Source organism: Streptomyces sp. NPDC059582 (genome assembly GCF_042735715.1).
In the GTDB taxonomy this organism is placed as follows: Bacteria; Actinomycetota; Actinomycetes; order Streptomycetales; family Streptomycetaceae; genus Streptomyces.
This window is the reverse complement of sequence record NZ_JBHWCC010000003.1, coordinates 258,192-270,799: the sequence shown is the minus strand read 5'-3', so window position 1 is coordinate 270,799 and position 12,608 is coordinate 258,192. Positions and strand designations below refer to the sequence as shown.

15 protein-coding genes, 1 tRNA gene and 1 riboswitch are annotated in these 12,608 nt (G+C 72.8%); of the genes, 12 read left to right on the top strand and 4 right to left on the bottom strand.

The window, feature by feature from the left end; all coding sequences use genetic code 11:
• Positions 1-256 precede the first annotated feature (256 nt).
• Positions 257-991, bottom strand: coding sequence for an SDR family NAD(P)-dependent oxidoreductase (locus ACFV0T_RS04825; RefSeq protein WP_385774544.1), 735 nt, complete (start codon positions 989-991; stop codon positions 257-259).
• A gap of 211 nt (positions 992-1,202) precedes the next feature.
• On the opposite strand from ACFV0T_RS04825, the gene ACFV0T_RS04820 reads away from it, so the two are divergent.
• Positions 1,203-1,565: an ArsR/SmtB family transcription factor gene (locus ACFV0T_RS04820; protein ID WP_385774439.1), complete on the top strand. Its 363-nt coding sequence runs from the start codon at positions 1,203-1,205 to the stop codon at positions 1,563-1,565.
• A 5-nt stretch (positions 1,566-1,570) separates the two neighbouring features.
• Positions 1,571-2,194, top strand: coding sequence for an SRPBCC family protein (locus ACFV0T_RS04815; protein WP_385774541.1), 624 nt, complete (start codon positions 1,571-1,573; stop codon positions 2,192-2,194).
• Positions 2,195-2,355: 161 nt separating this feature from the next.
• On the opposite strand, the gene ACFV0T_RS04810 is transcribed toward ACFV0T_RS04815, so the two are convergent.
• Positions 2,356-2,943, bottom strand: a complete 588-nt coding sequence (locus tag ACFV0T_RS04810) for a TetR/AcrR family transcriptional regulator (RefSeq protein WP_385774436.1) — start codon at positions 2,941-2,943, stop codon at positions 2,356-2,358.
• 372 nt (positions 2,944-3,315) lie between these two features.
• Between ACFV0T_RS04810 and ACFV0T_RS04805 the strand changes: the two genes are divergently transcribed.
• Together ACFV0T_RS04805 and ACFV0T_RS04800 are read left to right on the top strand one after the other, a co-directional pair.
• On the top strand, positions 3,316-4,749 hold the full coding sequence (locus tag ACFV0T_RS04805) for an MFS transporter (protein ID WP_385774434.1): 1,434 nt from the start codon (positions 3,316-3,318) through the stop codon (positions 4,747-4,749).
• A gap of 42 nt (positions 4,750-4,791) precedes the next feature.
• Positions 4,792-4,865, top strand: a tRNA-Pro gene (locus tag ACFV0T_RS04800).
• A 154-nt stretch (positions 4,866-5,019) separates the two neighbouring features.
• Here the strand turns inward: ACFV0T_RS04800 and paaK are convergent.
• Positions 5,020-6,375, bottom strand: coding sequence for a phenylacetate--CoA ligase PaaK (gene paaK / locus ACFV0T_RS04795; RefSeq protein WP_385774432.1), 1,356 nt, complete (start codon positions 6,373-6,375; stop codon positions 5,020-5,022).
• Positions 6,375-6,863 carry a hydroxyphenylacetyl-CoA thioesterase PaaI gene (paaI, locus tag ACFV0T_RS04790; RefSeq protein WP_385774430.1) on the bottom strand — a complete coding sequence of 163 codons (489 nt, stop codon included), beginning with the start codon at positions 6,861-6,863 and terminating at the stop codon, positions 6,375-6,377. The genes paaK and paaI overlap by 1 nt, the downstream gene beginning before the upstream one ends.
• 153 nt (positions 6,864-7,016) lie before the next feature.
• Here paaI and paaA point away from each other — a divergent pair, with 153 nt between their 5' ends.
• The 8 genes from paaA (at position 7,017) to ACFV0T_RS04750 (ending at position 12,540) form a co-directional block, all read left to right on the top strand.
• Positions 7,017-7,988: a 1,2-phenylacetyl-CoA epoxidase subunit PaaA gene (gene paaA, locus ACFV0T_RS04785; RefSeq protein ID WP_385774428.1), complete on the top strand. Its 972-nt coding sequence runs from the start codon at positions 7,017-7,019 to the stop codon at positions 7,986-7,988.
• Positions 7,985-8,272, top strand: coding sequence for a 1,2-phenylacetyl-CoA epoxidase subunit PaaB (gene paaB / locus ACFV0T_RS04780; protein ID WP_385774426.1), 288 nt, complete (start codon positions 7,985-7,987; stop codon positions 8,270-8,272). Before paaA ends, paaB begins: the two co-directional genes overlap by 4 nt.
• 10 nt (positions 8,273-8,282) lie before the next feature.
• Positions 8,283-9,134 (top strand): 1,2-phenylacetyl-CoA epoxidase subunit PaaC, encoded by an 852-nt coding sequence (gene paaC, locus ACFV0T_RS04775; protein ID WP_385774424.1) that lies wholly within the window; start codon positions 8,283-8,285, stop codon positions 9,132-9,134.
• On the top strand, positions 9,128-9,655 hold the full coding sequence (gene paaD, locus ACFV0T_RS04770) for a 1,2-phenylacetyl-CoA epoxidase subunit PaaD (protein ID WP_385774422.1): 528 nt from the start codon (positions 9,128-9,130) through the stop codon (positions 9,653-9,655). The genes paaC and paaD overlap by 7 nt, the downstream gene beginning before the upstream one ends.
• Positions 9,655-10,764 carry a 1,2-phenylacetyl-CoA epoxidase subunit PaaE gene (gene paaE, locus ACFV0T_RS04765; RefSeq protein ID WP_385774420.1) on the top strand — a complete coding sequence of 370 codons (1,110 nt, stop codon included), beginning with the start codon at positions 9,655-9,657 and terminating at the stop codon, positions 10,762-10,764. Before paaD ends, paaE begins: the two co-directional genes overlap by 1 nt.
• A gap of 274 nt (positions 10,765-11,038) precedes the next feature.
• Positions 11,039-11,149: a putative leader peptide gene (locus tag ACFV0T_RS04760; protein WP_385774418.1), complete on the top strand. Its 111-nt coding sequence runs from the start codon at positions 11,039-11,041 to the stop codon at positions 11,147-11,149.
• Between the two features lie 136 nt (positions 11,150-11,285).
• Positions 11,286-12,182 (top strand): glutathione S-transferase C-terminal domain-containing protein, encoded by an 897-nt coding sequence (locus ACFV0T_RS04755; protein WP_385774416.1) that lies wholly within the window; start codon positions 11,286-11,288, stop codon positions 12,180-12,182.
• A 67-nt stretch (positions 12,183-12,249) separates the two neighbouring features.
• A riboswitch (SAM riboswitch) is annotated at positions 12,250-12,359 on the top strand.
• Between the two features lie 31 nt (positions 12,360-12,390).
• Positions 12,391-12,540, top strand: coding sequence for a hypothetical protein (locus tag ACFV0T_RS04750; RefSeq protein WP_385774414.1), 150 nt, complete (start codon positions 12,391-12,393; stop codon positions 12,538-12,540).
• Positions 12,541-12,608: the final 68 nt, after the last annotated feature.

The window sequence follows — 12,608 nt, the reverse complement described above, 5'->3', positions numbered from 1 at the left end:
ACGTGCGTGCCGCCGCCGGCACCGCCGACGTGCGAGCGCCGGCGACGAGATCCGGCCGACCCGACGCGGGCCCCGGCCGGGCGTACTAGTGCCACTGTGAGTCCCGTTCTCCGACCACCGGTGTCGGTCGAGTCCCGCTCTCCGACGACCGGTGTCGGTGAAGTCCCGTTCCCCGGGCGTCGGTTCGGTCCTACGTCCAGGCCGTGGGCGGCAGTGCGACGAGGCCCACCGGGACGTGCAGCGATGAGCCCGCGGATCACACGCTGTACCCACCGTCCACCCCCAGCGCCTGCCCCGTGATGAACCCGGCCCGGTCCGAGGCGAGGAACGCGACCGCCTCCGCGATGTCCCGCGCCTCGCCGAACCGGCGCAGCGGGATGGCGCGCCGGGTGACGGCGAGGGCCTGTTCGTCGAGTTCACCGGAGTCGATCAGCCGGGCCGCGATGCCGTCGGTGAGCATGCCGGGCGCGACGCAGTTCACGCGGACGCCGTACCGTCCCTCCTCGGCGGCCAGGGCCCGCGCCACCGCCTCGACCGCGCCTTTCGTCCCCGACGACAGCCCGTCGCGGACGGGGAAGCGGCGGGTGGCGACCGTGGTGACGGCGACTAGGCCGCCCCGGCTCTCCCGCAGCAGCGGCAGGCACGGGTGCGCCAGGTTGAAGAACGCCACCGCGTCGCCTTCGAGTTGGGCCCGGTACTCGCCCGGCGTCACCCGGCTCAGATGCCGCATCGGCACATGCGGCCCGGCGGCGTACACCACCGTGTGCAGTCCGCCGAACGTCTCCGCGGCGCCGGAGACCGCCGCGGCCGTGGCCCGCTCGTCGCCCAGGTCCAGCCGTACGGCGCGGACCCGGCGACCGCACGCCTTCACGTCGTCCACCAGAGCCCGCGCCGCCGTCCCGGCGGCCCGGTAGGTGAACGTCACGTCGGTCCCGCGCTCCGCCAGCAGCCGGACGACCGCCGCGCCGATCGCGCCGGTGCCGCCCGCCACGAACGCGGTTCCCGCCCGGCCGGAGAAGTCCTCCGCGCTCACGCCTCACCATCCCCGGGACTCGCCGACGACGACCCTCACACGGGTGTAGCCGTATCCGCCGAAGAGTTGAAGGCATGCGGCCACGGCACTTCGTCGGGAACCGCCGTGCCCCGCCGCCCGCATCATTCACTCGACGCTTATATAAGCGTCGAGTGATACAGTGTGCGCCATGCACGCCTTCGACGTCCTCGGTGACCCGGTGCGCCGACGGATCCTCGAGCTGCTGGCCGACGGCGAGATGACCTCCGGCGCGGTCGGCGAGATCGTCCGCGAGGAGTTCGGGATATCGCAGCCAGGCGTCTCACAGCACCTCAAGGTGCTGCGGGAGAACGGCTTCGCGACGGTACGCCCCGAGGGCACCCGTCGCCTGTACGCGGTGAACTCCGAGCCGCTGCGGGACATCGACGCCTGGCTCGACCGGTTCCGCCGCTTCTGGACCCCACACCTGGACGCGCTGGCCACGGAACTGGCCCGCGGCAAGCGCGAGCGCCGGCTGCGCGGCGCCGACGAACCCCCGAGGAGCACCCCTTGATCGACGTGACCCATCAGATCAACGCCGTGAGCCGACAGGTCGGCAGGCGTGTCCTCAAGGCGGGCGAGGCCCGCGTGGTGACCGTGAGCCAGACGTACGACGCCCCGCTGGACGACGTCTGGGACGCCTGCACCAACCCCGAGCGGATTCCGCGCTGGTTCCTCCCCGTCGAGGGCGAGCTGCGCGTCGGCGGCCGCTACCAGCTGAAGGGCAACGCCGGGGGCACGGTCGAACGCTGCGACCCGCCCGAAGGCTTCTCCGCGACCTGGGAGTTCGGCGGCGAGGTCAGCTGGATCGAGCTGCGCCTGACGGCGGAGGGCGACGGCTCGACCCGCTTCGAACTGGAGCACATCGCCCACGTCGACGACGAGAAGTGGGCCGAGTTCGGCCCCGGCGCCGTCGGCGTCGGCTGGGACATGGCACTGACGGGGCTGGCCCGCCATCTGTCCACCGGTGCCGCGGTCGACCCCGCGGCGGCCATGACCTGGTTCGGCTCCGAGGAGGGGCGCCGCTTCGTCACGGCCAGCAGCGAGGCCTGGTGCGCGGCGGACATCGCGGGTGGCGAGGACGAGACTCGGGCGCGGGAGTCGGCGCGGCGGACCACGGCCGCGTACACGGCGACGGAGTAGCCGGCCTTACGGGGTGGCCCGAAGGCGGTCCGAGGGCGGTCCGCCCGCTGCCCGATGGTGGCCCGACGGTGGCCTGGCAGTGGCCTGACGGCGGACGGGACGGGCGCGGGTGCCCGTCCCGTCCGCCGTCGTTCGCGCGGCCGCCGATGCCCGAGGGTCGCTCAGGTCGCGTCGCGGTAGGTCCGTACGCCGTCCAGGGCGATGGCCAGGACGCGGTCGCGCTGCGCGTCGTCCACGAAGGTGGTCGCGGTGACTCCGGCGATCAGGCGCAGCAGGTCGCCGAAGTCCATGTCCGTGCGGGCCGCCCCGGCCCGCTGCGCCCGCTCGAACAGCGGACCGCCCGCCGCGTACATCGAGTCCCGGCAGGCCAGGAAGATCCCCGACTCGTCCTCCAGCGCCTCGCGCACGGCCCGCTTGGTGACCAGGTAGCCGGCGAACCGGCTCAGCCAGGCCGTGAGCGCCTGCCACGGCTCCTGCTCGGCCACCTCCAGCGCCACCCGGCACAGCTCGTTCACCTCGCCGGCGTAGACGCTCTCGAAGAGGGCCCGGCGGGTGGGGAAGTTGCGGTAGAGCGTGGCGATTCCGACGCCCGCGCGCCGGGCGATGTCCTCCAGGGACGCCTCCGCGCCGTGCTCGGCGAACGCCTCGCGCGCGGCGGCCAGCAGGGCGTCGTAGTTGCGGGCCGCGTCCTTACGGTGCGGACGCTGGGTCGCGACGATCTCGCTGACGGGGAAGGGCTCGGCCGTCACTGCTGCCTCCCGGGCGGGCTCGGTTGAAACGGAGGTTGACCTCCGCTACAGTGGAGGAGTGCCTCCACTTTACCAGTGCGGGGCTGTTCCTGTCGCGGCGCGTCTCATCGCACCCGCCACTCGTCCTTCCGTCGCACCCCCCTGTCACGCACCACGATCCATCCTGCGTCCCGCGGCCCGCACCATCGCACTTCCCGTGCCACCGCACCTCACGCTCCACCGCAGCCCACCTCACGTTCCACCCCACCCTCCCGTGTGACCGTCCCCCGCGGCCGTCGGCGTGCCCGACGCTTCCCCGCGGCGCGCCGGCCCGTACGGCCGCGGCCGGACGCACCCGGCCCGCACCCCTGCTCGGATTCGGAGAGGCTCTCCATGCCCCGCAAGTCCACCCGCCTCACCTTCGCGGTCCTCGCGACCGGTGCCGGCGTGTTCTCCATGTTGCAGTCGCTGATCGCGCCGGCCCTGCCGACCGTCCAGCACGCGCTGCACACCTCACAGTCCACCGTGACCTGGGTGATGACCGCGTATCTGCTGTCCGCCTCGGTCTTCACCCCGATCCTCGGCCGCGTCGGCGACCTGATAGGCAAGAAGCGCACCCTCGTCGCCGTCCTGGTGGCCGTGCTCGCGGGCTGTCTGCTCGCCGCGCTCGCGCCGAACATCGGCGTACTGATCCTCGCCCGGGTCGTGCAGGGCATCGGCGGCGCGCTGTTCCCGCTGTCCTTCGGCATCATCCGGGACGAGTTCGCCGCGTCCGAGGTCAGCGGCAGTATCAGCAACCTCTCCGCCGTGATCGCGGCCGGCGGTGGCGTCGGCATGGTGGCCGCCGGACCCATCGTCTCGGCGCTCGACTACCGGTGGCTGTTCTGGATCCCGGTCGCCGTGGTCGCCGCCGCCGCGCTCATCGCCCTGCGCTACGTTCCCGAATCGCGCAGCAGGGCCGCCGGGCAGGTCAACTGGACCGGTGCCGTGCTGCTGTCCGGCTGGCTGGTGGCGCTGCTGCTGCCGCTCAGCCAGGCGACCAACTGGGGCTGGGGCTCGACCCGGGTGATCGGGCTGTTCGTCCTCGCCGCGGTGCTGTGCGCGCTGTGGCTGCGGACCGAGGCCCGCTCCGCCAGCCCGCTGATCGACCTGCGCGTCATGCGGCTGCCCGCCGTGTGGACGACCAACCTCGCGGCGCTGCTGTTCGGCGCCGGGATGTACGCGATCTGGTCGTTCCTGCCCGGCTTCGTCCAGACCCCGCGCTCCGCGGGCTACGGCTTCGGAGCGAGCGTCACCGCGTCCGGGCTCCTCATGCTGCCGATGCTGGTCGCGATGTTCCTCTCGGGCGTGGTCGGCGGCAGGCTGGAACCCCGCGTCGGCGCCAAGGCGCTGCTCACCGCGGGCGCCGGGCTCGGCGCGCTCGCGCTCGGCATCCTCACCCTCTGGCACGACCTGCAGTGGCAGATCGGCCTGGTCGCGGGCGTGTTCGGCCTCGGTATCGGACTCGCGTTCGCCTCGATGGCGAACCTCATCGTCGGCAGCGTCCCGCCCGAGCAGACCGGTGCCGCGACCGGCATGAACGCCAACATCCGCACCATCGGCGGCTCCATCGGCGCCGCGCTCACCGGTGTCCTGGTGACCGGCCGGCTCCAGCCCTCGGGCCTGCCCTACGGCTCCGGCTACACCCACGCCTTCGCCCTGCTGGCGCTGCTCTGCCTCGGCGCGGCCCTGGCCGCCCTGCTGGTCCCGGTCCGGCGCACCGCGGGAACCCTCGGACCGGCTCGCGCGGCCGGCGCCCCGGCGCAAGCACCTGTGCGCGTACGGTAGTGTTGACCTGCGCGATCACGCGGTTCACCGCGAGAGGCGCACCGGGACGTGGCGCAGCTTGGTAGCGCACTTGACTGGGGGTCAAGGGGTCGCAGGTTCAAATCCTGTCGTCCCGACGGTGCGCAGGCCCCCGCGGACGGAAGTCCGCGGGGGCCTTTCTCGTCGTCCGGGGCCTCGTGGACGGCCGCCTCGTCGTGCGGGGCCTTGTAGACGGCCCGCCTCGTCGTCCGAGGCGGGGCACACCGTCGCCCAGCCGACCGCGGTGCGGTGCTACTGCCCGCGCAGGTCCTTCACCCGCCGGAGTTTGCCGAGGGAGCGTTCCAGGGTCTCCGGTTCGACGACCGTCACCTCGACGCTGACCCCGACCCCGTCCTTCACCCCCCGGGCGATCGTACGGGCGGCCGCCTCACGCAGTTCGGTGCCGGTGCCGGGGCGGGCCTCGACCCGTATGTCCATGTGGTCCATCCGGCCGCGCCGCGTCAGCTGCACCTGGAAGTGCGGGGCCACGCCCGGGGTGCGGAGCACGATCTCCTCGATCTGGCTGGGGAAGACGTTCACCCCGCGCAGGATGATCATGTCGTCGCAGCGGCCGGTGATCTTCTCGATCCGGCGGAAGGCGGGCCGGGCGGTGCCGGGCAGCAGACGGGTCAGGTCGCGGGTGCGGTAGCGGATGATCGGCAGCGCCTCCTTGGTGAGGGAGGTGAGGACGAGCTCGCCGCTGTCGCCCTCGGCCATGACCTCGTCCGTGATCGGGTCGACGACCTCGGGGTAGAAGTGGTCCTCCCAGACGTGCAGCCCGTCCTTGGTCTCGACGCACTCCTGCGCCACCCCCGGACCGATCACCTCGGACAGCCCGTAGATGTCCACGGCGTGGATGTCGAGCCGCTCCTCGATCTCGCGGCGCATCTCCTCGGTCCACGGCTCGGCGCCGAAGATGCCCACCTTCAGCGAGCTGGTGCGCGGGTCGATGCCCTGCCGCTCGAACTCGTCGAGCAGGGTCAGCATGTACGACGGCGTGACCATGATGATCTCGGGCCTGAAGTCCTGGATGATCTGCACCTGGCGCGCGGTCATGCCGCCGGAGGCGGGGATCACCGTGCAGCCGGCGCGTTCGGCGCCGTAGTGCGCGCCGAGGCCGCCCGTGAACAGGCCGTAGCCGTAGGAGACATGGACCTTGTGGCCGGGGCGGCCGCCCGCGGCGCGGATCGAGCGGGCGACGACGTCCGCCCACAGGGAGATGTCGTTCTCCGTGTAGCCGACGACCGTGGGGCGTCCGGTGGTGCCGCTGGAGGCGTGCACGCGCCGTACGTCCGCCATGGGCACGGCGAACATGCCGAACGGGTACGTGTCCCGCAGATCGGCCTTGGTGGTGAAGGGGAACCGGGACAGGTCCTCCAGGGTGCGGCAGTCGTCGGGCTTGAGACCCGCCGCGTCGAACTTCCCGCGGTACAGCTCCACGTTGTCGTAGGCGTGCCGCAGCGTCGCGCGCAGCCGGTCGAGCTGGCGTTCTCGCAGCTCCTCGCGGGTCAGGCGCTCGCCGTCGTCCAGCAGCTCCCGGGGGAGCGGTTCCCCCAGTCGTCCGCCGCCGGTGGCCGCGGGGGCCGTCAGTCCGCTTCCGCTGCTCATTACGACTCCCTCGTCGTGCTGTTCCGAACCGCCCGCGCATCGCTTCGAGCCGCCCGCGCACCGTCGTGCACCGTCCGCGCCCCGCCCACCGTGCGGCTGCGCCCGCGGAACTCCGCGATCACCTCGTCACCGCGCAGCACACTCACGTCGTAGAGGCCGCTGCGGCCGAACCGGGTGCGTTCCGTCGCCGTCGCCACGGGGACGTCACCCTCGTACGCGGGGGCGACGAAGTCGATGTCGGCCCCGGCCGCGACGGTCACGGGGCCGTGGCTGTTGCAGGCACAGGCGAAGGCCGTGTCGGCGAGCAGGAACACACAGCCGCCGTGGGCGATCCGGTGCCCGTTGACCATCGCCGGGGTCACCGTCATCCGCAGGACGGCGGTCCCGGCGCCGTGCTCGACGAGCTCGATGCCCAGCTGCCGGGCGGCCTCGTCCGCGGCGAACATCTCCCGCGTCGGACCGGGGGCCGTGTCACGGGCCTGCGTCACGTTCTCACCGCCTTGTGAACCGACCGAACATTCGGTTAGCGTGCGCTCCGCCAAAGTAATCCAGCACCGGCATCGGCTGTCAAGGTCTTGCCCGGCCGGGGATGACCCGGCACACTGGAACCGAACGAATGGTCGGTTGGGAAGCTGGTATCGATGACCACGACAGAGTCCACGCCCGCCCCCCCGGGCCTCGAGGAGCACTTCGACGCGACGATCGCGCACGACCAGCGGATCGAGCCCCGGGACTGGATGCCGGACGGCTACCGCCGGACGCTGATCCGGCAGATCGCGCAGCACGCGCACTCCGAGATCATCGGCATGCAGCCGGAGGGGGAGTGGATCACGCGGGCGCCGTCGCTGCGCCGCAAGGCCATCCTGTTCGCCAAGGTCCAGGACGAGGCCGGCCACGGGCTGTACCTGTACTCGGCCGCGGAGACCCTGGGCGCCGACCGTGCGGACCTGACCCGGAAGCTGATCGAGGGCCGGCAGAAGTACTCGTCGATCTTCAACTACCCGACGCTGAGCTTCGCCGACGTCGGCGTGATCGGCTGGTTCGTGGACGGCGCGGCGATCTGCAACCAGGTACCGCTGTGCCGCAGCTCGTACGGACCGTACGCGCGCGCGATGGTGCGGATCTGCAAGGAGGAGTCCTTCCACCAGCGGCAGGGCTACGAGTTGCTGCTGACCATGATGCGCGGCACCGAGGCCCAGCGTGAGCTGGTCCAGGACGCGGTGAACCGCTGGTGGTGGCCGTCCCTGATGATGTTCGGTCCGCCCGACGACGCCTCGCCCAACTCGGCGCAGTCCATGGCCTGGAAGATCAAGCGGCACAGCAATGACGAGCTGCGTCAGCGGTTCGTCGACATGACCGTCCCGCAGGCCGCCAAGCTCGGCGTGAGCCTGCCCGACCCCGAGCTGCGCTGGAACGAGGAGCGTGGCCGCCACGACTTCGGCACCCCGGACTGGGACGAGCTGATGCGCGTGATCAAGGGCGACGGCCCGTGCAACGCCGAGCGCGTCGCGCGCCGCCGGGACGCACACGACGAGGGTGCCTGGGTGCGCGAGGCGGCCACCGCCCACGCGGCCAGGCGGAGCGAGCGGGCACAGGAAGGCGCGGTGGCATGACACAGCAGGACTGGCCTTTGTACGAGGTGTTCGTACGCGGCAAGCGCGGCCTCAACCACGTGCACGTCGGCTCGCTGCACGCGGCCGACGACGAGATGGCCCTCACTCACGCCCGCGACCTCTACACCCGGCGCAACGAAGGCGTGAGCATCTGGGTGGTGCGCTCGGAGCACATCGCCGCGTCGAGCCGCGACGAGAAGGACCCGTTCTTCGCCCCCAGCGCGGACAAGGTCTACCGCCATCCGACCTTCTACGACATCCCCGACGACGTCCCGCACATCTGAGGAGCAGGGCATGAGCGACGACCACGTCTACCTGACCCTCGCCGAGGACCACGGGGACGACGCCCGCTGGGCGTTCGGCACCGGGTTCGAGGACCCGCTGCACGGCGTGGACACCGCCGTCCCCGACGGCGTGGACGTCGCCGAACTGGCCGCGTGCGCCCTGGCGCTCGGCGACGACGCCCTGGTGTCCGCCCAGCGGCTCGCCGAGTGGACCACCCGCGCCCCCGAACTGGAGGAGGAGGTGGCGCTGGCCAACATCGGCCTCGACCTGCTCGGCCAGACCCGCCTGCTGTACGCGCGCTGCGGCCAGGTCGACGGCAGCGGGCGCGGCGAGGACGCTTACGCCTACTTCCGTGACGCCGACGCCTTTCGCAACGTACGCCTGGCCGAACTGCCCAACGGTGACTTCGCGTTCTCGATCGTGCGGCTCCTGGTGCTGTCCGCCTGGCGCCTCGCCCTGTTCGAGCGGCTCGCCACGGCACCCGACCCGGTGCTCGCGGCGATCGCGGCGAAGGGCGTCAAGGAGCTGACGTACCACCGGCAGTACGCCGCCGACTGGGCCGTGCGCCTCGGCGACGGCACGGACGAGTCGCACCGCAGGATGCGCGCCGCCCTGGCCGAGGTCCTCCCTCACCTGGACGAACTCCTCGCCGCGGCACCCTGGTTCGGCATCGACGCGACGGACGTACGGGACGAGGTGACGGCGGTGCTCGGCCAGGTGCTCGACGCGGCCGGGCTCCCCCTGCCCGAGGTCCTGCCGCTGTCCGGGGCCGGCCGCGACGGCGACCGCACCGAGCATCTCGCGCCCCTGCTGGCCGAGTTGCAGAGTGTGGCACGCGCGTACCCGGGGGCGACATGGTGACCGGGCCCGCCGTGCTCACCGACGCCCGGCGGGCCCGGCGGATCGCCGCGCAGGTCCCGGACCCCGAGCTGCCCATGCTGACCCTGGCCGACCTCGGTGTGCTGCGGGACGTCGAGGTGAGCCCGGACGGGACCGTGGTCGCCAGCCTGACGCCGACCTACTCGGGCTGCCCGGCCATGGCCGAGATGCGCGCGGACGTGGCGGCCCGGCTGCGCGCCGCGGGCTACCCGCGCGTGGAGATCCGTACCGTCCTCGACCCGCCCTGGACGACCGACTGGATCACCCCCGAAGGGCGCCGCAGGCTCGCCGAGCACGGCATCGCCCCGCCCGGCGCGGCACCCCGGCGCGCCGCCGGCCCCGTGCCCCTGGTGCTGTCCGCCACCCGGCGCACGGCGGTGCCCTGCCCCCGCTGCGGTGCGGCGGACACCGAGGAGACCTCCCGGTTCTCCGCCACGTCCTGCAAGGCGCTGTGGCGCTGCCTCGCCTGCCGCGAGCCGTTCGAGTACGTCAAGGAGATCTGATGGCCCCGACCGCCCCCGCCTCGGCCGTACGCCCGCGTACCCGCCGCCGCCCGGCCTTCCACGCCCTGCGGGTCGCCGCCGTCCAGCCGTTGTGCGCGGACGCCGCCGCCGTCAGTTTCGAGATCCCCGACGAACTGGCCGACGAGTTCGACTTCGCGCCCGGCCAGTCGCTGACCCTGCGGCGCGAGATCGACGGGCGGGACGAGCGCCGCTCGTACTCGATCTGCTCCCCGGCCGGATCGGTGCCGCGCATCGGCGTGCGTGTGGTGCCCGGCGGCCTGTTCTCCGCCTGGCTGGTCGGCGAGGTGCGTCCCGGTGACACGGTCGAGGTGATGGCTCCCACGGGCGCGTTCACCCCCGACCTCACCGAGCCCGGTCACCACGTCCTGGTCGCCGCCGGTTCGGGCATCACGCCCATGGTGTCCATCGCCGAGTCGGTCCTGGCCGCCGACTCCCGCTCGCGGGTCACCCTCTTCTACGGCAACCGGCGCACCGACACGGTGATGTTCGCCGACGAACTGGCGGACCTCAAGGATCTGTACCCGACCCGCTTCCAGCTCGCCCACGTGCTCTCCCGTGAGCCCCGCGAGGCCGAGGTGCTGTCCGGCCGGCTCGACGCCGAGCGGCTCGCCGCCCTGGTCGGCGCCCTCGTCGACGTGCCGAGCGCCGACCACTGGTGGCTGTGCGGCCCGCACGGCATGGTCCGCGACGCCCAGCAGGTGCTGGCCGGTCTCGGAGTGCCCGGCGACCGCGTCCACCAGGAGCTGTTCTACGCCGACGACGAGCCGGTGCGCGAGGTGCGCCACCACGAGGACGCCACCGAGTCCGGCCCGGTCAGCCAGGTCACCATCACCCTCGACGGCCGCTCCACGACCTCCGCCCTCTCCCGTGAGCGGACCGTCCTCGACGGCGCCCAGCGCACCCGCCCCGACCTTCCCTTCGCCTGCAAGGGCGGGGTGTGCGGCACCTGCCGTGCGCTGGTCACCGAGGGCGAGGCGGACATGCGCCGCAACTTCGCCCTGGAGGCCGCCGAGGTCGACGCGGGTTACGTCCTGACCTGTCAGTCGTACCCGGTCTCGGAGAGTCTGACGGTCGACTACGACAGCTGAACACCCGCCGGACGAGGGGCCCCTCTGCTGGAGCAGCCGAGCCGAGTCGAGCTGGGCCGTCCGGGCGAGGCGGCGGCTCCCGCCCTCTCTCTGCCCGGCAAGTCCCCCGCGAACCCGGCGGGTTCGGTGCGCAGCCCGGCACGGGACAGTGCCCTCGCAGCCCCCTCCGCCGCCGACGGGGTCGGACTCGTACTCACCTGGTGGACGCCCCCTTGACGACGGCTCCGGGCGGATCGACACTCCAGAGGGAATCCTAGTGAACAGGTAGGGAAACATGAGGCGCCTCGGACCGGTCACCGTACGCGTGAGCCGTTCGCCTCTGCTGACCTCCCGCCGTCACATCGATCTGCAACGGGTGTGCAGCGCGATCAGCTCCCCGGCCTGAGCCCGGCCACCACCCGTGCCCACGGCGCCCGGCCGAAAAGGCCCGCGTCGGCACCGGTGAGCACCGCGTTCCCCTTCCCCGTCCGACGTCGCATCCGCCGCGCGTACGTCCCGCGCGCCCGCTCCAGGGGAGAGACATGTCCGTCACGCCTCCGGCCGCCGTGCCGTCCGCCCGATCCGCCCGCGCCTTCCGGGGCCGCATCGGCCGCGACGCGCGCAGCGGGCACTACGCCGTGCCGCTGCGCTACCGGCTCCATCTGACCACCGCCTGTCCCGACGGCCTGCGCATCGCCGTCACCCACAGCCTGCTCGGTCTCGACCAGGCCTGTCCCGTGACCCGACTGCCGGCGGTCCCCGACTGTCCCGACGGAGGGCACGCCGCGCTGCGCCCGCTGTACGAGGCGAGCGCCCACCATCACACCGGACCGGCTCTCGCGCCGGTGCTCAGCGACAGCTGGTCGGGGCGGATCGTCAGCACCCACGCCCCCGACATCACACGCGACCTGGCGCGCGGCTTCGGCGGCGGTCGTCCCGCGCTGTACCCGTGCGGCACCGAGGCGGAGATCGAGGCCGTCGAGCGGCTGTGCGCGACCGGGGTCGACGCGGCGGCACAGCGCGCCGGGCAGGCCGACACCGGGGAGGCCGAGCGGGCGGCCGCCCTCGACCGCCTGCTGGGCACGCTCGGTTCGCTCGACCGCCGTCTCTCCGGCCGCACCTGGCTCATCGGCGACGAACTCACCGGCGCCGACGTGGAGTTGTGGGTCACCCTGGTCAAGCTCGACACCGTGCACCGCCACCACCTGGATGCCACCGCCGTGCACCGCGTCGTCGGCCACCCGGCCCTGTGGGCCTACGCCCGGCGGCTGTCCGCCCACCCCGCCTTCGGCGGCCACCTCGACCTCGACGGCGTCGCCCGCCGCCACCACGCCCACTGCCGGGGCCTGGAGGCCGCCGGATCGGCCGTCCAGATCCTGGACTGGGCCGCCCACGCGGCGGACCTCCGGGCGTTCCGGCCGCAGGTCGACAGGCCGTGAGGCGTTCCATCAAGTGGACGGGCGTTGACAGACGTTCGGACGGCTGACTTAACTTACGGACCAGATCGGTCATGAGTGTCAGCGACAAGCCCTGGCTCGCTGGCCGGCAACCCTCGCATCGCGGTGGGGTGCCCCAGGTGACGACCGGACCGGATGACGTTTCGGTAAGCGCGAGGCCCCACGGGCCGGAAGAGTGACGGTGACGGACATGTACGCAGCTCCCAGGACGGCCACCCGCCGCTCCCAGGGCTGCGTACGGCCGTACGCGAACCCGCTCGTCGCCGACCGGGCCGTCGACCTGCTCCGCGTGAACAGCGCACTGTGTACCGCACCGGGCCGTGCCCGCTGTCGGGGCTGACACCGCACACCCCCGACTCCGCGTTCCCGACGAACACCGCCCGAGCGGTGTGCCGTTGTCCGCCTCGC

Coding starts and splice junctions, on each gene's coding strand:
- ACFV0T_RS04750 (WP_385774414.1), top strand. CDS start 12,391: ATGTACGCAGCTCCCAGGACGGCCACCCGCCGCTCCCAGGGCTGCGTA.
- ACFV0T_RS04820 (WP_385774439.1), top strand. CDS start 1,203: ATGCACGCCTTCGACGTCCTCGGTGACCCGGTGCGCCGACGGATCCTC.
- paaB (WP_385774426.1), top strand. CDS start 7,985: ATGACACAGCAGGACTGGCCTTTGTACGAGGTGTTCGTACGCGGCAAG.
- ACFV0T_RS04760 (WP_385774418.1), top strand. CDS start 11,039: ATGAGGCGCCTCGGACCGGTCACCGTACGCGTGAGCCGTTCGCCTCTG.
- ACFV0T_RS04755 (WP_385774416.1), top strand. CDS start 11,286: ATGTCCGTCACGCCTCCGGCCGCCGTGCCGTCCGCCCGATCCGCCCGC.
- paaE (WP_385774420.1), top strand. CDS start 9,655: ATGGCCCCGACCGCCCCCGCCTCGGCCGTACGCCCGCGTACCCGCCGC.
- paaA (WP_385774428.1), top strand. CDS start 7,017: ATGACCACGACAGAGTCCACGCCCGCCCCCCCGGGCCTCGAGGAGCAC.
- paaC (WP_385774424.1), top strand. CDS start 8,283: ATGAGCGACGACCACGTCTACCTGACCCTCGCCGAGGACCACGGGGAC.
- paaK (WP_385774432.1), bottom strand. CDS start 6,375: ATGAGCAGCGGAAGCGGACTGACGGCCCCCGCGGCCACCGGCGGCGGA.
- paaD (WP_385774422.1), top strand. CDS start 9,128: ATGGTGACCGGGCCCGCCGTGCTCACCGACGCCCGGCGGGCCCGGCGG.
- ACFV0T_RS04805 (WP_385774434.1), top strand. CDS start 3,316: ATGCCCCGCAAGTCCACCCGCCTCACCTTCGCGGTCCTCGCGACCGGT.